Origin of the sequence: Corallococcus macrosporus DSM 14697, assembly GCF_002305895.1 — a bacterium.
Lineage (GTDB): Bacteria > Myxococcota > Myxococcia > Myxococcales > Myxococcaceae > Myxococcus > Myxococcus macrosporus.
Genome location: NZ_CP022203.1, coordinates 1,514,929 through 1,533,837 on the forward strand (window position 1 = coordinate 1,514,929; position 18,909 = coordinate 1,533,837).

Sequence of the window (18,909 nt, forward strand, 5' to 3'; positions counted from 1 at the left end):
GCCCCAAACGTTCTGGAAGGGGGGCATAAATGCAACCGGTGACCGCCCACTCACCCTGGTACCGAACAGGCCGCTCCTAATTCCACTTATCAGAGGCCGGTCATCCAGAAGTAAACGGCGCAGTGCGCCACGCCCCTCGCCATATCAGCGCGGCGAATACAGGTTGGGCCGGGCCTTATGACCATCGCCATCGTCCTGGGTGTCGTCGTCATCGCACTGGTGCTGTTCTCGTTCGACACGCTGCCCATCGAGGTCAGCTCGCTCGTGGTGGTGTGCCTGCTGGCGCTGACGGGGGTGCTCACGCCCGCGCAGGCCTTCGAGGGGTTCAGCAACGACACCGTCATCTTCATCTTCACGCTGCTCGCGATGACGGAGGGGCTCGCCTCCACGGGCGTGGTCCAGTTGGTGGGCCAACGGTTGGCCTTCTTCGCCCGCTTCGGCCACCAGACCTTCGTCATGGCGATGATGGTGGCGGTGGCGGTGTTCTCCTCCATCATCTCCAACACGGTGACGACGGCGGCCTTCCTGCCGGTGGCCATTGGGGCGGCGCAGCGGGCCAAGGTGCCCAAGAGCAAGGTGCTGCTGCCGCTGGCGTACGCCTCCATGCTGGGCGGCATGGTGTTCCTGTACGGCACCTCCACCAACCTGGTGATGTCCGCCGCGCTGCAGCGGGCGGGCTTGCCGGGCATCGGCGTGACGGAGCTGGCGCCGGTGGGGCTGCCGCTGGCCATCATCGGCATCATCGGCGTGGTGCTGCTGGCGCCGTGGCTGCTGCCCGCGCGCGAGGGCCGCGGCGGCATGGAGGACTGGACGCTGCGCGACTACCTCACGGAGGCGGTGCTGCCCCCGGACTCGCGCTACGTGGGCAAGGAGCTGGGGGACATCTCCGAGGGGCTGGGGCTGCGCGTCATCGGCATCATCCGCGACGGCGGGGCCCTGCCCGCGGTGCCGGGCTACCGGCTGCGCGGCGACGAGCGGCTGCTCATCGAAGGCAACCGCGAGGCGATTCTGCGGGTGAAGGACCTGCGCGGCATCGCCATCCGCCCGGACGTGCGGCTGTCCGACGAGGAGCTGCGCGACAAGGACTCCATCCTCATCGAAGCCAGCGTGCCGCCCGGCAGTCCGCTGGTGGGGCGGAGCCTGAAGGAGACGCTCTTCGTGGAGCGCTACGGCATGGTGGCGCTGGCCCTGCACCGCAAGCCCGCCATCCAGCGCGTCACCAAGCTCCAGCTCCTGGGCCGCATCTTCGGGGAGCGCTCGCTGTCCATGCTGCCGCTGTCGGTGGGAGACGTGCTGCTCCTGCGCGGCGCCAGGGACAGGGTGGACGAGCTGGCGCGGGGCGGCAACCTGACGGTGCTCAGCGGCCACGAGTACCAGCCCCCGCGCTACGGCAAGGCGCTGCTGGCGGTGGTGCTGTTCCTGGGCGCGCTGGTGGCGGGGTCGCTGAACGTGGTGCCGCTGTCGGTGGCGGGCCTCACCGGCATGCTGCTGATGATCGCCACCGGCTGCGTGGACTCGCGCACCGCGTTCCGCGTGGACTGGCGCGTGGTGCTGCTCATCGGCTCCATGATGGCGCTGGGCCTGGCCATGGAGGTGAGCGGCGCGGGCGCCTTCATCGGGGACAAGGTGGCGGCGCTGGGCGCGTATGGCGGCCCGCGCATGGTGATGGTGCTGCTGATGGTGCTGACCATCGTCCTGTCCGCGCCCATGAGCAACCAGGCCGCGGCGCTGGTGGTGCTGCCGGTGGCGCTCAACGCCGCGCAGCAGCTCGGCCTGGACGCGCGGCCCTTCGCCATGGCGGTGACGCTGGCGGCGAGCTGCTCGTTCATCACCCCGCTGGAGCCAAGCTGCGTGCTCGTGTACGGCCCGGGGCACTACCGCTTCACGGACTTCTTCCGGCTGGGCACGCCGCTCACCACGGTGCTGGTGGTCCTGCTCGCGGTGGCCGTGCCCTGGGTGTGGCCGCTGGAGAAGGGCGCGTCCGCGGCGCCCCGTCCGGCCGTGGGGCTGCGGGCGCCCCCGGGGCCATGACGCCTCAGTGGATGGCGGCGCGCAGGCCCACGTCGGTGATGACCTGGGCCTCGCGCTCCAGCATCCACTCCAGCCGCGCCTTCACGCCTTCTTCGTCGCCCGCGCTCGCGGTGACGGCCAGCCGGTAGAAGAGGGACTGGTGCCCGTCCTCGGACTGGGCCAGCTCGCCGTAGAAGCGCGCCAGGGCCGGGTCGGTGAGGCCTTCGGCCAGCAGGGACAGGCGCTCGCAGGAGCGGGCCTCGATGACGGCGGCCACCAGCAGCCGGTCCGTGCGGCGCTCGGCGGCGGGCGTGCGAATCAGCTTCTGCAGGCCCTGGGCGTAGGGGTCCCCCGCGTCCTTCGTCAGCGTGAGGCCGCGGGCGGCCATCAGGTCCAGCACGCGGGCCAGGTGGGCGCTCTCCTCGCGGGCCAGCCGCGCCATCTGCGCGGGCAGCCCCGGCAGGTCCGGGTAGGCCTGGAGCAGGGACAGCGCGTTGGCGGCGGCCTTCTTCTCGCAGTGGGCATGGTCCACCAGCACCTCGTCGAACCGCTCGAGCGCCAGGGGCAGCCAGCGCGGGTCGGTGGCGGCGTGGAGGATGACGGGGCCCTCTCCAGAGAGGGGACGGCGGGAAGGCGTGGGACGGCTCATGCGGGCGCGGACTGTACGCGCCCGCTGGCTAGTCCACCAGGACGAGCCGCCACGTCCGGCCGGCCAGGTAGCCGACCTTGCGGGCGATGCGGGCGGTGCTGTCGTCCCGCTCGTCGATGCGCAGGGTCAGCCGCGGCAGCGAGGACAGCAGGTGGCGCGAAATCTGGCCCAGGCACAGCAGGGCGTGGCCCTTCCTGCGCTCGGAGGGCAGCGTGTAGAGCCCCTCCAGCTCCGCGCCGTATTGGGAGCGGCTGCCGATGTCCACCTTGAACACCAGCGCGCCGTTCTCCTCCAGCACGTAGGTGCGGCGCTGGCGCACGCGCTGGATGACGCGGGTCTCGTAGCCGCGCGGGTCCTCGGCCAGCGGGTCGCGCTCGTGCACCTCGCGCACGTAGCCCTGCGCCAGCGGCAGCAGCCGGGGCAGGTCCTCCTCCTTCGCCAGCCGCAAGAGCGGGTTGGTGAAGGGGCCCAGGTCGTCCGCGGACACGCTGAACAGCCGCTGGGTGCGCGACAGGCGCGGCTTGCCCGGGGCCAGGCTGCGCAGCAGCGCGTCCACCGACGACTTGTCTCCCACCGTGGAGCGCAGCGTCAGGTTCGAGGCCAGCGCGTCCGCGATGACGCTGGTGGCGGTGGCGTCGCTCGCGCTGGGCACCACCAGCCCGCCGTCGCCGCCCACGAACACCGCGGCGGTGAGGGCCTGGCCGTCGAAGCGGCCGTAGAAGGCGAAGGGCACCCGGCCGCGCGGGGCGATGCCGAACTCCTCCAGCAACCCCAGCAGGTAGAGGTTGCTGATGGGGTCCTTCGACAGCAGCCCTCGCAGGGCTTCCGCGTCATGGGGACCAAGCTGTTCGACGGTGACGGGCATGAAGGGGTGGGGGCACCGGCACCTTACGCAAAACCCGCCCCTACCGGCCAGTCTCCTCCCCCGGCACGCGGAACTCGAAGGGGTAGACGACCGTCGCCTTGCCTCCGCCGTAGGGCGCCGGGAAGCGCACGTCCAGCAGCGAGTCCAGCGCGCACGCCTGCACGAAGGGGTCCGGAATGGTGCTCGACACCAGCTCGCCCGCGCTCATCACCCCGCCCTCGCGGCCCGCCTCCACGGTGAAGCGCAGTTTCACTGTCTGCGGACCCCGGTTGCGCTGTGCCGCGTCCTCGAAACATTGCTGCACGAGCGGAGTCACCGCCTGGATGGCGGCGCGGATGTCCTCGGCGTGGATGCGGCCGCTGGTGGCTTCGATGACGGGCTCCACCTCCACCACGCGCCGCGGGTTCCCGGAGGTGGGGGGCGGCGCGGGCACCTCGCTGCGCGCGGACGGGAAGGCGGGGGGAGGCCGCACCGGCGGGGGCGTGGCGCTGGGCGGCGACAGGCCGGGCGTGGGCGCGCCGCGCGTGTCGGGCGGCTGCGCGGTGGGCCGCTCCTCGGCGGGCGGGGGGCCGACGGGCAGGGGCGCGTCGTGGACGGGGCGCGTGAGCCAGTAGGAGAGGGCGGCGCTCAGGATGAGCACGCCCAGGCTCACGCCCGGGATGACGAGCCAGCGGATGAGGGACGACCGGTCGGACATGGACGCCTGGAGGATATGCCTCCAGGGCTTACTTGCACGAGCGCTGCTCGGGCTTGCCCTGCGTGCACTGGGCCAGCGGGGCGAAGCGCGCCTCGGCCTCCGCCACGGCGTCGTCCACCGGCCTGTCGCACTCCGCGGTGGCCCGCGTGCCCCGAATCTCGAAGAGGCGCAGCACCTCGTGGCAGCGCTGCTGGAAGTGCTTCACGCCCTCCTTGAACAGCGGCCGCATGACCTCGGGCGAGAAGCCGTAGCCGCTGGCCGTCTGGAGCTGCGAGTCCGGGCGGAACATCCACGACGAGCGCCAGCTCGAGGCCACCTGGTCGAAGCGGGCGGAGCCCAGCCACATGTTGGTGGCCGCCCTGAGGGCCCCGGGCTCGCGCGGGACGAAGCCCGCGCCGGTGCGGCGGCAGAAGGCGTTGACGCCGTCGGGGTCGGCCACGCGGGCCAGCCGCGCCACGCAGACGTTGTGCTCCGCGAAGCGCCGGCCCACCGCGGCCAGCTCCCCCTGCTGCACCTCGCCCACGCGCGGCTGGGCGACGAAGAGGTCGATGGTGCGCATCAGCACGCCGACGGCGTTCTCCGGCGGGTGCTCCGGGGACGGCTCCACGCCGCCGGTGGAGAGGACCAGCACGCGCTCGGCGCCGCGCTGCACCGCCTGGAGCAGCGGCAGGCCGGAGCGCACGCCGCCGTCGTAGAAGGAGCCCTTCATCCGGCCGGCGCGCGAGGGCAGCCACGGCACGGGGTCGGCGAGCACCGGCTCCACGATGGAGGCGACGACGCCGTTGATGATGCCCTCCACGCGCTGCTGCGGGGTGGCGTCCGCGGCGAAGTTCTCCGGGTCCTGGTCGCTGACGCCATAGACGTCACCGGTGTCGAAGTCCACGGAGACGGCCACCAGCTCCGTGCCGTTGGTGAGCTGCTCGGGGACCACGGCCGCGCGCAGCTTGCCGTAGACGCCGTCGAACTGGACCAGGCCGCGCAGGTCGGAGGCAATCTTCCATATCCAGGTGTCGTTGACGCAGTACAGGTCCGACTCCACCGAGCACGTGTAGTTGCTGACGAGGAGCTGGCGCGCGGCCGCCTCGTGGCCCGGCGTGTGGAACAGGTCCACCAGCGTGCTGATGAGCGCGCCGGTGCTGCTGCCCGCCGCCAGGTCGATGCGCGCGTCCCCGCAGCCCTCCGGCGCGGGCTTGCCGCGGCACTGCTCCAGCACGCCGAGCAGCCGCCAGATGGCCCCCGCGCTGAACGCGCCGTTGGCGCCGCCGCCGCTCAGGACGACGGCGTTGGACGGGCGCCCCAGCGTGCGGCTCCACCTGCGGGCGCTGACGTACTGCGCGGCGGACTCGGCGCCCTCGCGGATGCCGCGGGTGAGCACCTGGAGGGGGACGCGGTCGCCCTGCGCGTCACGCAGCGCCACCAGTGAGCTGGCGATGCCCAGCGCGTTCGCCAGGAAGCGCGCGGCGTCCACCTCGCGCGGCGCGGGGGCGGCGGGGTCCACCGTGGTGGGCAGCGGCGGAAGGCCCCACAGCGGCGCCTCCATGGCCGCCGCGAGGAAGCGCTCGTAGCACGCGCTGTTGTCGCCGCCCGCGGTCTGCTTCAGGCAGTCCACCTGTTCGATGATGGGCTGGGGGGCGTTGCCCAGCGCGGACATCCAGCGCGCCGCCTCGGCCGGGTCGGCATAGGCGTCCATCAGGTGGGTGCGGGTGAGGCGCGCGGCGCGCTCCTGGATGGGCACGGGCAGGGGCGCCGCCCGCGGATCTCCGGGGGTGTTCAGCGCGTCCAGGATGGCGCCGGTGCGCAGGAAGCAGCCGCTGGAGACGGCGCTCAGCGTGGCGAGACACAGCAGGTACGTGGTGCTCCGGCTCATGGGCGTCCCCCCGGAAGTCGCGCCGGGCGAGGCGCCAGCGCGCGAGGCCGCCGGGTGCAGGGCGCCCGCCGCCTCGTCGGGGCGGAATGTTAGCGCATGCACGCGCGCGGGCGGGGAACGGACTGTGTGGAAGGCGACGGCCGCGAGGCCCCGAAGGCGGGCGCTCGCGGCCGGGCGGCCCCCTACGGATACACCTCGCGGCGGGGCCCCGTGGGCTCGGTGGGGCGGGGCGGCGGGGTGGCGATGGCGCCCTCCGCGGCGATGCGCTGGCGGCGGCTCACGCCCACCGTGGCGCCGAGCATCGCGGAGACGAGTCCCAGCAGCAGCGACGCGAAGATGCCCCAGAAGACGCGGCTGGTGGGCTGCGCCGCCTGCAGCGCGCCCTGCTGCACCTGCTCGCCCACCTGGCCGACCCTGCCCTTGAACGCGGTGAACTGCTGATTCACCCGGTCCGCGATTCCCTCCGCGTCCTGCCGCGACAGGCGCGTGTTGTCCGCGATGGAGGTGACGAGCACCTCCCGGTCGAGGTTGCCCGTGCGCAGGGCGGTGCTCAGCACCTCGGACGTGGCGGTCTGGAGCTGGTTGGCGGTGATGGTCGGCTTGCCCTCCGCCTGGAGTCGCCGGTTGATGGGGCCCAGCGCGTCATTGGCGTCCAGCCCGAAGGTCTGCGCCGCCTGCCCGCCACCCGACGCCGCGCCAGCCACCGCCGCGCCCGTGGCGCCCATCACCGCGCCGCTCGCGCGCAGCGCCGTGCCGATGATGGACGACAGCAGCATGCCCAGCAGCGAGATGCCCACCAGCGTCGTCAGGCCCCACAGCACCGCGCCATGCAGCGCGCCGCCGCCCTTGTCCAGCCGGCCCGCCGAGCGCGCGGCGACGAAGCCGCCACAGAACAGCGCGATGAGCGGCGCGATGGCGCTCCAGATGCCCGTGCCGATACCGGCCGCCCGCGCGCTGCCCGGGTCATTCGGGTCCACCGTCGACAGTCCGAGCGCCAGGCCGAGCGAGTTCAGCAGGAGCCACAGGGCCAGGGCGACGAAGGCGCCTCCGAAGATGGCGCCCCAGCTCAGCTTGTAGGGATTGCCCGCGACGGCGGAGACGCCGCCGGGCGCTTGGTTCTCGACGATGGCTGCCATGGTGCTGCCCCTCCTGATGCCAGAAAGCGCCCGAAGCGGAGCGAAGGCGCTCGTGTTCGGGGCAAACATGGCCATGCGCCAGCGGGGGCACGATTCCGGTGGGTGTGGCTGGCCCTCCGCGGAGGAGGGCGGGGCCCGGGCTCACTCCAGGCCGAGTGCCTCCCGGAGCGCGGCCTCGCCCGCGACGACGGGCGCGCGCGGCAGCTTCTCGGGGCGGAAGCCGTGCACCAGCTCGGCCAGCGTCAGGGGGCTCCCGTCGCCCAGGCCGCTCCACGCGGCGAGCAGGCCCAGCACCCGCTCGGGGGCCACGCCGCGCTCGCGCAGCTCCGCGAGCGCGAAGGCGCCCTCGCGCTTGGCGAGCCGCCTGCCGTCCTCCCCCATCACCAGCGGGACATGGAGGAACGCGGGCGCGGGCAGGCCCAGCGCGGTGTAGAGCTGGAGCTGCCGGGGCGTGGAGGACAGCAGGTCATCCCCGCGCAGCACGTGGGTGATGTCCGTGGCCGCGTCGTCCACCACCACCGCGAGCTGGTAGCTGGCCACGCCGTCGTTGCGGCGCACGACGAAGTCCCCCACCGCCGCGTCCACGTCCTGCGTGTACGGCCCCTGCACGCCGTCCACGAAGCGCAGCTCGCCGGGGCGCGCGCGGAAGCGGTAGGCGGGCGCGCGCGTGCGGGCGCGCTCGGAGGCCTGCTCGCGGGTGAGGCGCGCGCAGGTCCCCGGGTAGCGCGGCCCTTCGTCGGAGAGGCCATGGGGCGCGCTGGCGGCGCGCGCGATCTCCGCGCGCGTGCAGAAGCAGGGATACACCAGCCCCTCGCGCTCCAGCTTCGCCTGCGCGTCGCGGTAGAGGCCGTCCCGCTGGCTCTGGAAGAGGGGCGCCTCATCCCAGTCCAGTCCCAGCCACGCCAGGTCGCGCAGCAGCTCCTCCACGTGCTGGGGCTTGCAGCGCGCGCGGTCCAGGTCCTCGACGCGCAGCAGGAAGCGTCCGTGGGCCGCCCGCGCCTGGAGCCAGCCGAGCAGCGCGCTGCGGATGTTGCCCAGGTGCATGCGGCCGGTGGGGCTGGGCGCGAACCGGCCTCGGACGGCGCTCATGGGCGCACCCGGCGCCGGTGGGGGAGGAGGGCGTGCGGGCCCGCGAAGTGAATCATCGTCGCGGGGGACGATAACCGACGCGGAGGGGGCGCCGCAGTGTCCGTGGCCTGCTTCGTCGACGCCCCCGGGGGCGGGTGGTACGTTCGTCGTGAAGGCCGGACTCCCTTGATGCGCATCGCCCACTGCTCCGACGTCCACATCACCGAGGACTACTTCTCGCTGCCGCTGCACCGGCTGGGCTGGCGGCGCTGGGTGGCCCTGGTGGAGCTCACCGTGGGGGGCCGTGCCCGGCGGTATGCGCGCGCGCCGCAGGCGCTGGCCGCCATCGCGCGCGACGCGCAGGCCTCCCAGGTGGACCACTTCATCCTCTCCGGCGACCTGACGGCCTACGCGTTGGAGGGTGAGTTCCGCGGCGCCCGGCAGTCACTCGGCGCGCTGGCGGAGGACCCTCGCCGCTGCACCGTCATCCCGGGCAACCACGACGTCTTCACGCCGGGCAGCCACCGCACCGGGCGCTTCGCGCGGCACTTCGGCCACCTCCTGGAGAGCGACCTGCCGGAGCACCGCCGTGAGGGGGCCTTCCCCTTCGTCCGGCTCCTGGGGACGGAGGCCGCGGTGGTGGGCCTGCTGTCGGCCCGCGTGCCGCGCACCCCGGGGCTGTCGTATGGCGTCATCGGCCCGGCCCAGCTCGACGGCCTGGCCGCGCTGCTGAAGGACCCCCGGCTGGAGGGGCGCGCCGTCCTGGTGGTGGTGCACCACGCGCCGCTCAATCCGCGGGGGCGGCCGGACCACTGGCACCACGGCCTGCGGGACGCGGAGGCCCTGCTGAAGCTGCTGCCGGGCCCGCGCTACGCGGTGCTGCATGGCCACATCCACCGGCGCTACCACCACCCCGCCACCGCTGACCGGCCCCACGTCTTCGGCGCCGGCTCCTCCACCGAAGCCGGGCATGAGGGGTACTGGCTCATCGACGTGGCGGACGGGCAGGTGTCCGGCGGCCAGCAACAGACGCCCGCCCTGTGACAGCACCGTCCGGGCGGGGATAGAAGGGGGCAGGACATGACGGACATCTCCCTGGAGGAGTACAAGGCGCTGCGCACGCTCCAGCGCGCGGTGGATGACGCCTTGGAGGAGAGCCTGCGGGAGCGCGAGCCGCTGACGCAGACCTTCCGGCGCTGCTTCCCGCTCGTGCTGTCGCTCACCGGGGCCAAGGCCGTGGCCATCACCACGCGCGACGAGGAACTGGTGGAGCAGACGTGGGGCGAGGGGGACTGGAGCGACCGCCATCCCGGGGCGCTGCTGGAGGGGGCCGCGGGCGTGCGCCGGCTGGACGCGGACACGCTGGCCAGCCAGCCGCTGGACGTGGCCGGGGCGCGGGTGGGCTCCCTGGGCCTGCTCTTCGCTGGAGACGCCACCGCGCCGGAGGCCGCCGCGCGCCTGCTGCGCCTGCTGGACACCGTGGCCGAGCAGCTCGACACGGTGCTGTGCCTGGTGCACACCGCGTCGGAGAAGCACCAGCTCATCCTCCAGTGCAATGGCCACCTGGCCAACCCCGTCTTCGAGGCGGGCATGGACCTGGCCGTGCTGACGCTGGCCCAGCGCGTGCGCCTTCCGGGCTTCCTGCTGCTGTACCGGGACGCGGTGCAGCCGCACCTGCTGCACTACCGCACGTACCGCGGCGGCCACCTGGAGTTCGAAAGCGGCGAGCAGCCCCACGCGGGGCTCGAGGCGGCCATCCGCCAGCACGGCCCGCGGCTCCTGCTGGGCGAGGACTCCGCGCTGCGGCAGCTCTTCCCCGGGCGCACCACGGAGGCGGTGCTCATCTCCGGCGCGGCCGCCGCGCATGGGCCGCTGGGGAAGATTGTCGTCTGGAACGACGGCGGCTTCTCCACCTACGCCATGGACCTCATCCGGGTGCTGGCCTCCACGCTGAGCCAGCGCCTCCAGGACTACAACCGCGAGCGCATCCACCTGTCGCAGTTCTTCCCCAACGCCGTCATCGACGCGCTGTTGCAGGACCCGGCCTATGTCCAGCACCTGCGGGCGCAGGACCAGGAGGTGGGCATCCTCTTCGCGGACATCAACGGCTTCACCCGCATCTGCGAGCAGGGCTTCGACAGCCCGCGCAGCATCGGCCGCTTCGTGGATGAGTGGAGCCAGCGCGCGGTGGGCTGCATCTGGGAGCACGGCGGCGTGTTCGACAAGATGGTGGGCGACTGTGTCATCGGCCTCTTCGGCCCGCCCTTCTTCAAGAGCACGCCGCGCGAGCGCGCGCAGGCGGCGGTGCGGGCCGCGTGTGACATCCAGGCCTTCACTGCGGCCCTGGGCGCGCGCGAGGAGGTGGCGGCGCTGTGCGAGCGCGTGAAGCTGCCGGGCCTGGGCGTGGCGGTGGGCGTCAACCTGGCGCACGCGAACTGCGGCCTCTTCGGGCCCAACCGCCAGTACACCGCGTTCTCCAGCGGCATGAACCAGGCGGCCCGCCTCCAGTCACTGGCGGGCTTCCAGGAGACGCTGGTGATGGACAGCGTGCATGACGCGCTGGCCGGCGCGGAGGACGCCTTCTTCCAGGGGCTGCGCTTCGGGCCCCTGACGGAGACGCCCGTGAAGAACGTGGCGCAGCCGCTGCGCCACTACCGGCTGGAGCCGCTCACGCCTTGAGCGGCGGCCCCGCATAGCGGCGCGAGAAGTGGATCCACCGGCGCTCGTCCACCTCCACCTGCCACTCGGAGTTGGGCGTCAGCGGCAGCCGCTGCTTGAGGAAGCTCTCCAGGTGGTCCGCGGCCTTCACCGGCGTGAGGCCCGGCGCGCGGAAGGCGATGTGGAGGAACACGTCCAGCGTGGCCGCCACATCCACCGACGCGCAGATGCGCAGCGACCCCACGCGGCGCTGGTAGAGCGTGTTCTGCCCGGGCCATGTCGCCGGGTCCATGCCTGTTCGTGGCAGTGACAGCCAGTTGTACGGCTCGAGAACGAAGTCGAGCAGCTCACTGCTCGCCTCATCCACCGTTGCGTGCTCCTGGATGGAAAGCATCGCCCACCTCCCCGGGGAAGCCGATGGAAAGAATGTGCCCATGGCCGTGTCGCGTGCAAGGGGCACGGCCCGCAATCGACATGGGCGTCCGTTACCGACACGGCGCACCCCTCGGGGTGTAGCGCAGGACCCTGACGGGCCTCCGCGTCATGGCGCGCGCTCACGCACGGAGGGCGCGTTGGCGTGGCGGCCATGCGAGCATGAGCTGGCCTCGCGCGACGTCCGGGCGCTTCGCCGCCCGAGACAGTGGGCTCGTACCCGGGGCTCGGGCGGGCAGGAGGCGCGACGCGCGCGGGGAGGCGCGTCAGGCGCTGCTGGGAACTAAACTGCGCGTGCGCCGCTCCACCTTGGCCTTGAGCTGGCCACAGCCCGCGTCGATGTCGATGCCCCGTCGCTGACGCACCGTGCTGGGCACCTCATATGCGGCGAGCACGTCCTGGAAGGCGCGCACGGACTCCGGCCGGCTGGGGCCGCCGTCGTAGCCCACCGTGGGGTTGAGGGGGATGACGTTGACGTGCGCGTCCATGCCCTGGAGCAACTGGCCCAGCGTGTGCGCGTGCTCGGCGGTGTCGTTGCGGCCGGAGATGAGCGTCCACTCGAAGAAGATGCGGCGCTTGCGCTTCTCGCTGTAGTAGCGGCACGCGTCCATCAGCTCGTCCAGGGGCCAGCGGCGTCCGGCGGGGACCAGCGCGGCGCGCTCGGCGTCCGTGGCGCCATGGAGGCTGACGGCCAGGTGGATGGGGCGCTCCTCGTCCGCCAGCCGGCGGATGCCGGGCACCACGCCCACGGTGCTGAGCGTGATGAAGCGCGGCCCCATGGCGAGCCCCATCGCGTCCACCAGCACGTCCACCGCGGACATCGTGTGCTCGTAGTTGTGCAGCGGCTCGCCCATGCCCATGAGGACGACGTTGCGCAGCGCCTCACCCGAGGCGCGCAGGATGCGGTTGACGTGCAGCACCTGCCCCACGATTTCGCCGGGCGTCAGGTGGCGCGACAGGCCCATCTGCCCGGTGGCGCAGAAGACGCAGCCCATGGCGCAGCCGGCCTGCGTGCTGATGCACACCGTGGCGCGGCCCTTGAACCGCATCAGCACGGTCTCAATCGTCTGGCCGTCGTCCAGGCGCAGGAGCAGCTTGTGGGTGAAGCCGTCGCCGCTGAAGGACTCGTGGTGGGTGGCGAGCTGGCCCAGGCGGGTGTGCTCGCGCAGCGCGCGCAGCAGCTCCGGCTTCAGGCCGTCCAGCTCGTCGAAGGAGGCCGCGTGCCGGCGGTACAGGGCGGTCCAGAGCTGGTCGCGGTGGTAGGGGCCAAAGCCCCAGCCGGCGAGCAGCGCGCCCAGCGCGGGCCGCGTCAAATCGTACAGGTTGGCGGACGTGTCGGACGGCATGACCAGGCCCGGAGATAACACACCGGGCCCGGGCGCACCCGCGCCCCGTACCCTTCGTGGACATTGACCCTGCCCTCCAGGGCGCCCCGGCTGGCGCCTGGTGGACGGGCGGGCGGGCGTCCGGGCGCGGGGGCGGAAGCAGGCGGCCGTGCCTACCTTCCGCGTGCATGGGAATGGCCATCCATCAGGAGGACTTCCGCCCGGAGGACCACGCGCGCTTCTCCAGGCGGCTGGCGGAGAGCCTGGAGGCGCTGCGGGCGCTGCTGGCGCGGCCGGGCTTCGGCGTGGGGCCGCCGACGGTGGGCGCGGAGCTGGAGCTGTGTCTGGTGGACCGCCTGGGCTTCCCGCTGCCGGTGAACCGGGAGGTGCTGGCGCGAACCTCGGACCCGCGCGTGACGCTGGAGCTGGACGCCTTCAACCTGGAGGTGAACCTGCGGCCGGGCCCGCTCGCCGGACGGCCCTTCACCGCGCTGCGGGAGGAGGTGGAGAGCGCGGTGGCGGCGGTGCGCCAGGCGGCGTCCACGCAGGGCGCGCGCGTGGCCGTCATCGGCATCCTCCCCACCTTGCGCGAGGCGGACCTGGGCAGCGGCGCGCTCACCGGCGAGCCGCGCTACCGCGCCATGTCCGCCGCCATCCGTCAGCGCCGGGGCGCCGTGCCCTTCCAGGTGGCCATTCGCGGCGAGGAGGAGGCGCTGGCGCTCACCTGGAACGACGTGACGCTGGAGGGCGCCAACACGTCGCTCCAGTACCACCTGCGGGTGGCGCCCGGTGACTTCGCGCGCATGTACAACGCCGCGCAGCTCGCCACGGCGCCCGTGCTGGCGGTGTCGGGCAACTCGCCCCTCTTCCTGGGCCGCAAGCTGTGGGACGAGACGCGGGTGGCCCTGTTCCGGCAGGCGGTGGATGACCGGGGCGAGCCCGGCGAGGGCGGCTTCCAGCCCCACGCGCGCGTGTCGTTCGGCCACGGCTGGGTGCGCGAGGGCGCCTACGAGCTGTTCGCCGAGGCGGTGGCGCTGCACCCGCCGATGTTGCCGGTGACGGGGGAGGAGTCTCCGCGCGAGCGCGTGGCGGCGGGCGAGGTGCCGGGCCTGGACGAGCTGCGCCTGCACCAGAGCACGGTGTGGAGCTGGAACCGCGCCATCTACGACCCGAAGGACGGTGGCCACCTGCGCATCGAGTTCCGCGCGCTGCCCGCGGGGCCGACGACGGTGGACATGGTGGCCAACGGCGCCTTCCTGCTGGGCCTCACCCTGGCGCTGGCCGAGCGCGTGGACGCGCTCCTGCCCGCCCTGCCCTTCGTCCACGCCTACGGCAACTTCATCCGCGCCGCGCGGCAGGGACTGGACGCGGAGTTGCTGTGGCCCGCGGACGCGGCGCCCAGTCCCCAGCCCGTCCTGGCGACGGAGCTGGTGAAGCGGCTGCTCCCGGAGGCCCGGCGGGGCCTGGTGGGCGCGGGCGTGGACGCACGGGAGGCGGACACCCTGCTGGGCGTCATCGAGCGGCGGGTGTCGTTGCGGCGCACGGGCGCGGTGTGGCAGCGGCAGGTGCTGGCGCGGCTGGAGTCACAGATGCCCCGGCGGGACGCCCTGGCGGCGATGCTGGAGTGCTACCTCCAGCACGCCGAGTCGGGCGCGCCTGTCCACGCGTGGCCCGTGGAGTAGGCTGCGCACGGCGGATGGGGCGAAGGCGCGGTGTGGCATGAATATCCCGCCGCCGCGCCCGTCACCGGACACACCCACCCGCCGCGACGTGACCATGGCCCGGCTCCTCATCGTCTCCCTGTTGGTTCTCTGTGCCTGCTCCTCCCTGCGTGGGCAGGCGGACTCGATGGCGCGCAAGGGGCTGCTCGTGGAGGCCGCCGCCATCTACGACGACCTCAGCCGCCAGAACCCCAACGACGGGGAGCTGGTCCTGGTGCGTGACAACCTGCGCTTGCGCGCGCTGACGCGGCTCTTGAGCGACGCGCGCCGGGCGCGCGTGGAAGGCCGGGACGAGGACGCGGAGGATTCGCTCCTGCGCTTCCTGAACCACCGGGCGGAGTGGAACACGAAGCTGGACGGGGGCCTGGAGAGCTCGCTGCGGGAGGAGGTCGCGGGGACGCGCCGGCATCTCCAGAAGCTCGTCGGCGCCCCCGCGGGCAAGGGACATGCGCTCACGGCGGAGCAGGCGTTGCTGCGCAAGCAGCCGCTGCTGGCCCACCCCGAGCTGTCCCGCGTCGCGCGGGACATGGAGTGGCTGGTGCTCCAGAGCGGCAAGGCCTCCTGCCTGCGCCTGCGCGACACCAGCACGGAGGACAGCCCGCACTGGCGCGAGCTGGTGTTCCGCTACTGCGGCCACTGGCGGGAGTACGCGCCGCGGCCCGCCTCCGCGCCCGAGCTGTTCGGACCGCCGTCGTGGTCAGGCACCGTGGAGGGGTTGGACGCGGCCCAGCAGGCGCGGCTCGAGGCCCGGCTCACCCAGGCCTTCGAGTCCTCTGCCTGGTTCTCACCGGGCGGCCCGGCGCGGCCGGAGTTCAAGCTGGGGGGACGCTTCGTCACCGAGCGCGACAGCCAGGCCGTGGCGCTGACCGCGCCGTGGACGGAGAGCGTGCCGTACACGGACCACGAGGACCGCACGGAGACCATCGAGGAGCCCTACGAGGCGGAGGAGGAGTACACCGACTCGGACGGCAAGACGAAGACGCGCACGGTGACGAAGTACACCACGCACACGCACACCTATTCGGTGCCCGTCACGCGTTACCGCGACGTCCCGCGGACCTTCGAGTACCACGCGCTGCGGCTGTCGCAGGCGCACCACCTCGCGGTGGCCTCGGCCGCCACGCTGGACGCCCGGCGCTCGCCGTTCGTCCTGGCGATGCAGGACCAGCTCTCCGAGTCCGGACACGAGCACGACGTCACCTTCGAGAAGGGCAAGGTGCGGCCCTCGCAGCCGAGCTTCACCCCCGCGGAGACCTGGCTGGACGCCAAGGTGGAGGCCCTGGCGGCGTCCTTCTCCCAGCAGCTCGCGACGTACTGGCAGGAGTCCTACTGTTCCACGCCTTCACTCACCTTGGATGAGGCCGCGCGGTGCGCGCGCGCCGGCGCCGCGGTGCCCGCTCAGGTGGCCCGGGTCCTCTCGGACATCCTCGGCGCGGACGCGACCCAGGTTCCCATCCTCTTCGCTTCGCCATGACGCGGCGTGCGGCCACGGCGCGTCCATCCGGCGGGTAGCATTTATGACGGTCCGGGTTGTTATGGTGTTCTGACCTGGAATACCCGTGAGCGCGGCCTGTAAAACCAGTCAACCCCGCGCTGGTAGGTGGCTTCCACCCAGAGGACCGTATGCATCCGACCGACGTCCGCTGCCGTAGTCCCCGTAGAACCCTTGCGATGTGGATGGCTTCTTCGCTGCTGCTCGCCGCGTGCGGTGGGGTGGAGGCGGAGTCGCTCGCGGACGCCGAGTCCCAGGCGGTGGCGTCCCAGTCGCTGGGGGGGCCGTCCGAAGAGTCCGCCGACCGGCGCATCATCGTCTACCAGACGACCTCGCTTCAGCTCATGCGCGTGGACAACCAGGGCAGGTCGCACCTGGTGGCGGAGCGCACGGGCGCGCCCGTGGTGTCTCCGGACGGCAACCGCGCGGCGTACGCGAAGCTGCCGGATGGCCACCGCCCGGGCGACCTGGTGCGGAGCTCGGATCTGTACGTGCTCAACGCGAACTCGGGCAAGTCGACCCGGGTGACACAGGGCTTCGACGACAGCGAGCCCGTCTGGACGCCGGATGGGCGCGTCGTGCTGTTCCAGTCCACGAGTCGCACGGGCGTGCCCTCGCTGTGGCGCGTGAAGCAGAACGGCAAGGACCTGACGCAGCTCACGAACGTGGGCACCTCGCAGTTCAGCTCCGCCTACATCCCCAACCCGGCGCTGGGTGGCACCGTGGAGTGGGATGCGGACCGGCGCATCATCGTCTACACGACGACGAGCCTGCGGCAGGGCGAGGACGGCGAGGTGCGCATCATCGCCTTCGACCGCGACTACGACGTGGCGTCGGCCTACAGCCTGGGCAAGGGCTCCGAGGCGTCGTGGACGGAGCGCGGCACCGTCGTCTACTCGCGCAACGAAGGTGGGCGCGTCGTCACCGTCGAAGCGCGCGTGCCCTGAGCCCCTGACGTGAAGCACGGGCCCGCGCGGAAGCCACGGAGCGCGGGCCCTCAGCCTTCTTCCTCGACGCCACGGCGCAGGCCCAGCATGCGCCGCAGCTCGCGCGCGGACTGACGGCTCACCTCCACCGCGTGTCCCCGCAGCGTCCGCGCCAGGTAGCCGCCGGTGTCCAGCGGTTCCAGGCGCGCCACGTGCGTGAGGTTGAGCAGCGCGCGGCGGTGGACGCGGTGGAAGTGCTCGGACGGCAGCTTCTCCACCAGCTCGTTGAGGGTGAAGTCGGTGAGGAAGTCCCCCTGCGTGGTGAACACCGTCACCAGCTCGTCCTCCAGCGCCGCGTGGGAGATGGCCTCCGGGTCCACCAGGACGATGCCCTGCCGCGTGGGGATGGGCAGGCGCCCCAGGCTCCGGGCCGGCGCGGGGGGCAGCTTCGGTGGGCCGCTGACGGAGGGCGGCGCCACCGGCGCGCGGGCGCGTGCCCGCTCCAGGGCCTTCTGGAGCCGCGCGGGCTCCACGGGCTTGAGCACGTAGTCCACCGCGCCATGTTCGAAGGCCTGCACCGCGTGCTCGGCGCGGGCGGTGCAGAGGATGACGCGGGGGCCGCCCTCGGGCAGCAGGGCCAGGGCGTCCAGGCCGCTGAGCCCGGGCATGTGGATGTCCAGCAGCACCACGTCCACGCCGCCCGCGCGCACGGCGGCGAGCACGCCCTCCGCGTCCGAGGCCTCGCCGCAGACCTGCGTGTCCGGGAGCGCCGCGAGCAGCCGCGTCAGCCGCTTGCGCGCGAGCAGTTCGTCATCGGCGATGAGGACGCGAAGCGGGGGGCTCACGTGAGGACTCCAGGTTGGGGGCCCGCGCGGGGCAGGGTGACGGCGACGCGGGTGCGCGCCTCGCGGCCGTCGAGCACGAGCCGGGCGGCGCTCCCGTAGGCCAGGGCGAGGCGGCGCTCCACGGTGGGCAGGCCCGCGCTGCCTTCCCGGGGGCCGCGCGAGGGCCCGGGATTTTCAATGGCGACCTCCACCTCGTGGCCCCGCGCGGTGACGTCCAGGGACAGAGGGCCCCGGTGGCCGGCGGCGGGGCCGTGCTTCACGGCGTTCTCCGCCAGGGGCAGCAGCACCAGCGGCGGGACGGGGATTTCGCCCACGTCGGCGGGGACATTCAACGTGAGCTGGAAGAGGTCCGGGTCGCGCAGCAGGTGCAGCTCGAAGAGGGTGCGGATGAGCTCCAGCTCCTGCGCCAGGGGCCAGGTGGCGCTGCGCACGCCCGCGAGCACGGAGCGGAGCATGGTGGACAGCCGCAGCACGGCGGCCTCGGCCACGGCGCCATCTTCCCGGCACCACTCCGCGATGGCGTTGAGCGTGTTGAAGAGGAAGTGCGGGTCCAGGTGGCTGCGCAGCGCGAGGAGCTGGGCCTGCTCGGCCTCCAGCGCGAAGCGCGCGGCGCGGGCGCGCTCCCGGCCGAGGCTCTCCTCGAAGCCGATGTCGCGCCCCAGGCCCCAGCCGCCCACCAGGAAGAGCGCGCCGCACACCGCGAGGTTGGTGGGCTGCGTGAGGAAGGTGGGCCCCAGGCCCAGGAGCTTCGGCACCACGAAGCCGGAGGTCAGCACCACGCCGCTGCCCACGGTGGCGTAGAGCAGGAGCCGGATGCCGCCGTGGCTGAAGTCCAGGCCCTCCGGGAAGAGCACCCGGTAGGAGACGGGGGCCACCGCGACGAAGAGCAGGCACATCTGGAGGCCCAGCCCGAAGGCCACCCACAGCGGCGTGGGGCTGAAGCGCACCTGCGCGGAAATCAGCGCGACGGAGACGACCAGGATGGGCAGCAGCCGCCGGGGCGCCACGAGGGCCCGCAGGGTGGCGCGGACGATGGAGCCTTCCGACGATGTTTCCGGCATGCGCCCGCGGGAGCCTACACCGCCGGGCGCGTCACCGCGCGGGCCGCTCCTCCAGCTCCGTCTCGAAGGCGTCCAGCAGCATGCTGCCGGCGAGGAGGACGGGGAAGAGGACGATGGCGGCGACGACGAGGACGGGGGAGGGGAGGGCGAACATGGC

The 18,909-nt window shown here is 73.0% G+C and carries 17 protein-coding genes; 6 read left to right on the plus strand and 11 right to left on the minus strand.

The window, feature by feature from the left end:
* Window positions 1-177 precede the first annotated feature (177 nt).
* Window positions 178-2,031, plus strand: a complete 1,854-nt coding sequence (locus MYMAC_RS06370; protein WP_013935579.1) for an SLC13 family permease — start codon at window positions 178-180, stop codon at window positions 2,029-2,031.
* Window positions 2,032-2,035: 4 nt separating this feature from the next.
* On the opposite strand, the gene MYMAC_RS06375 is transcribed toward MYMAC_RS06370, so the two are convergent.
* The 6 genes from MYMAC_RS06375 to gluQRS all read right to left on the minus strand — a co-directional run bounded on the left by MYMAC_RS06375 (window position 2,036) and on the right by gluQRS (window position 8,313).
* The gene (locus MYMAC_RS06375) at window positions 2,036-2,659 is read right to left on the minus strand and encodes a MiaE family protein (RefSeq protein ID WP_095957428.1); all 624 of its coding nucleotides are present in this window, start codon (window positions 2,657-2,659) and stop codon (window positions 2,036-2,038) included.
* 28 nt (window positions 2,660-2,687) lie between these two features.
* The gene (locus MYMAC_RS06380; RefSeq protein WP_095957429.1) at window positions 2,688-3,524 is read right to left on the minus strand and encodes a GNAT family N-acetyltransferase; all 837 of its coding nucleotides are present in this window, start codon (window positions 3,522-3,524) and stop codon (window positions 2,688-2,690) included.
* Between the two features lie 40 nt (window positions 3,525-3,564).
* Window positions 3,565-4,221 carry an AgmX/PglI C-terminal domain-containing protein gene (locus tag MYMAC_RS06385; protein ID WP_095957430.1) on the minus strand — a complete coding sequence of 219 codons (657 nt, stop codon included), beginning with the start codon at window positions 4,219-4,221 and terminating at the stop codon, window positions 3,565-3,567.
* A gap of 28 nt (window positions 4,222-4,249) precedes the next feature.
* Entirely contained in the window at window positions 4,250-6,088 is a 1,839-nt protein-coding gene (locus tag MYMAC_RS06390; RefSeq protein ID WP_095957431.1) for a patatin-like phospholipase family protein, read from the minus strand.
* Between the two features lie 182 nt (window positions 6,089-6,270).
* Window positions 6,271-7,224 (minus strand): hypothetical protein, encoded by a 954-nt coding sequence (locus MYMAC_RS06395; RefSeq protein WP_239989376.1) that lies wholly within the window; start codon window positions 7,222-7,224, stop codon window positions 6,271-6,273.
* A 141-nt stretch (window positions 7,225-7,365) separates the two neighbouring features.
* On the minus strand, window positions 7,366-8,313 hold the full coding sequence (gene gluQRS / locus MYMAC_RS06400) for a tRNA glutamyl-Q(34) synthetase GluQRS (protein ID WP_095957433.1): 948 nt from the start codon (window positions 8,311-8,313) through the stop codon (window positions 7,366-7,368).
* 168 nt (window positions 8,314-8,481) lie between these two features.
* On the opposite strand from gluQRS, the gene MYMAC_RS06405 reads away from it, so the two are divergent.
* Both MYMAC_RS06405 and MYMAC_RS06410 read left to right on the plus strand, forming a co-directional pair.
* Entirely contained in the window at window positions 8,482-9,336 is an 855-nt protein-coding gene (locus MYMAC_RS06405) for a metallophosphoesterase family protein (RefSeq protein WP_095957434.1), read from the plus strand.
* 36 nt (window positions 9,337-9,372) lie between these two features.
* On the plus strand, window positions 9,373-10,971 hold the full coding sequence (locus MYMAC_RS06410) for an adenylate/guanylate cyclase domain-containing protein (protein ID WP_095957435.1): 1,599 nt from the start codon (window positions 9,373-9,375) through the stop codon (window positions 10,969-10,971).
* Here MYMAC_RS06410 and MYMAC_RS06415 read toward each other — a convergent pair.
* A complete protein-coding gene (locus tag MYMAC_RS06415; protein WP_013935570.1) occupies window positions 10,961-11,344 on the minus strand; it encodes a hypothetical protein in 384 nt (127 codons plus the stop codon). The genes MYMAC_RS06410 and MYMAC_RS06415 overlap by 11 nt on opposite strands.
* Before the next feature lie 304 nt (window positions 11,345-11,648).
* Window positions 11,649-12,728 (minus strand): dual-specificity RNA methyltransferase RlmN, encoded by a 1,080-nt coding sequence (gene rlmN, locus MYMAC_RS06420; protein WP_095957436.1) that lies wholly within the window; start codon window positions 12,726-12,728, stop codon window positions 11,649-11,651.
* A 167-nt stretch (window positions 12,729-12,895) separates the two neighbouring features.
* On the opposite strand from rlmN, the gene MYMAC_RS06425 reads away from it, so the two are divergent.
* From MYMAC_RS06425 to MYMAC_RS06435, 3 genes are all read left to right on the plus strand, one after another.
* Window positions 12,896-14,389, plus strand: a complete 1,494-nt coding sequence (locus MYMAC_RS06425; RefSeq protein ID WP_095957437.1) for a glutamate-cysteine ligase family protein — start codon at window positions 12,896-12,898, stop codon at window positions 14,387-14,389.
* A 37-nt stretch (window positions 14,390-14,426) separates the two neighbouring features.
* Complete coding sequence (locus MYMAC_RS06430; RefSeq protein WP_239989377.1) at window positions 14,427-15,902, plus strand: hypothetical protein; 1,476 nt, start codon at window positions 14,427-14,429, stop codon at window positions 15,900-15,902.
* 203 nt (window positions 15,903-16,105) lie between these two features.
* Window positions 16,106-16,867 carry a hypothetical protein gene (locus MYMAC_RS06435; protein WP_239989378.1) on the plus strand — a complete coding sequence of 254 codons (762 nt, stop codon included), beginning with the start codon at window positions 16,106-16,108 and terminating at the stop codon, window positions 16,865-16,867.
* Between the two features lie 50 nt (window positions 16,868-16,917).
* Here MYMAC_RS06435 and MYMAC_RS06440 read toward each other — a convergent pair whose 3' ends face one another.
* Genes MYMAC_RS06440 through MYMAC_RS38300 form a run of 3 tightly spaced genes read right to left on the minus strand, consistent with a single transcriptional unit; the run spans window position 16,918 to window position 18,906 of the window.
* Window positions 16,918-17,691 (minus strand): LytR/AlgR family response regulator transcription factor, encoded by a 774-nt coding sequence (locus tag MYMAC_RS06440; RefSeq protein WP_095957440.1) that lies wholly within the window; start codon window positions 17,689-17,691, stop codon window positions 16,918-16,920.
* Window positions 17,688-18,752, minus strand: coding sequence for a sensor histidine kinase (locus tag MYMAC_RS06445; protein WP_095957441.1), 1,065 nt, complete (start codon window positions 18,750-18,752; stop codon window positions 17,688-17,690). Before MYMAC_RS06445 ends, MYMAC_RS06440 begins: the two co-directional genes overlap by 4 nt.
* Before the next feature lie 31 nt (window positions 18,753-18,783).
* On the minus strand, window positions 18,784-18,906 hold the full coding sequence (locus MYMAC_RS38300) for a hypothetical protein (RefSeq protein ID WP_013935563.1): 123 nt from the start codon (window positions 18,904-18,906) through the stop codon (window positions 18,784-18,786).
* Between the last annotated feature and the right edge of the window lie 3 nt (window positions 18,907-18,909).

Coding starts and splice junctions, on each gene's coding strand:
- MYMAC_RS06370 (WP_013935579.1), top strand. CDS start 178: ATGACCATCGCCATCGTCCTGGGTGTCGTCGTCATCGCACTGGTGCTG.
- MYMAC_RS06375 (WP_095957428.1), bottom strand. CDS start 2,659: ATGAGCCGTCCCACGCCTTCCCGCCGTCCCCTCTCTGGAGAGGGCCCC.
- MYMAC_RS06380 (WP_095957429.1), bottom strand. CDS start 3,524: ATGCCCGTCACCGTCGAACAGCTTGGTCCCCATGACGCGGAAGCCCTG.
- MYMAC_RS06385 (WP_095957430.1), bottom strand. CDS start 4,221: ATGTCCGACCGGTCGTCCCTCATCCGCTGGCTCGTCATCCCGGGCGTG.
- MYMAC_RS06390 (WP_095957431.1), bottom strand. CDS start 6,088: ATGAGCCGGAGCACCACGTACCTGCTGTGTCTCGCCACGCTGAGCGCC.
- MYMAC_RS06395 (WP_239989376.1), bottom strand. CDS start 7,224: ATGGCAGCCATCGTCGAGAACCAAGCGCCCGGCGGCGTCTCCGCCGTC.
- gluQRS (WP_095957433.1), bottom strand. CDS start 8,313: ATGAGCGCCGTCCGAGGCCGGTTCGCGCCCAGCCCCACCGGCCGCATG.
- MYMAC_RS06405 (WP_095957434.1), top strand. CDS start 8,482: ATGCGCATCGCCCACTGCTCCGACGTCCACATCACCGAGGACTACTTC.
- MYMAC_RS06410 (WP_095957435.1), top strand. CDS start 9,373: ATGACGGACATCTCCCTGGAGGAGTACAAGGCGCTGCGCACGCTCCAG.
- MYMAC_RS06415 (WP_013935570.1), bottom strand. CDS start 11,344: ATGCTTTCCATCCAGGAGCACGCAACGGTGGATGAGGCGAGCAGTGAG.
- rlmN (WP_095957436.1), bottom strand. CDS start 12,728: ATGCCGTCCGACACGTCCGCCAACCTGTACGATTTGACGCGGCCCGCG.
- MYMAC_RS06425 (WP_095957437.1), top strand. CDS start 12,896: ATGGGAATGGCCATCCATCAGGAGGACTTCCGCCCGGAGGACCACGCG.
- MYMAC_RS06430 (WP_239989377.1), top strand. CDS start 14,427: ATGAATATCCCGCCGCCGCGCCCGTCACCGGACACACCCACCCGCCGC.
- MYMAC_RS06435 (WP_239989378.1), top strand. CDS start 16,106: ATGGCTTCTTCGCTGCTGCTCGCCGCGTGCGGTGGGGTGGAGGCGGAG.
- MYMAC_RS06445 (WP_095957441.1), bottom strand. CDS start 18,752: ATGCCGGAAACATCGTCGGAAGGCTCCATCGTCCGCGCCACCCTGCGG.
- MYMAC_RS38300 (WP_013935563.1), bottom strand. CDS start 18,906: ATGTTCGCCCTCCCCTCCCCCGTCCTCGTCGTCGCCGCCATCGTCCTC.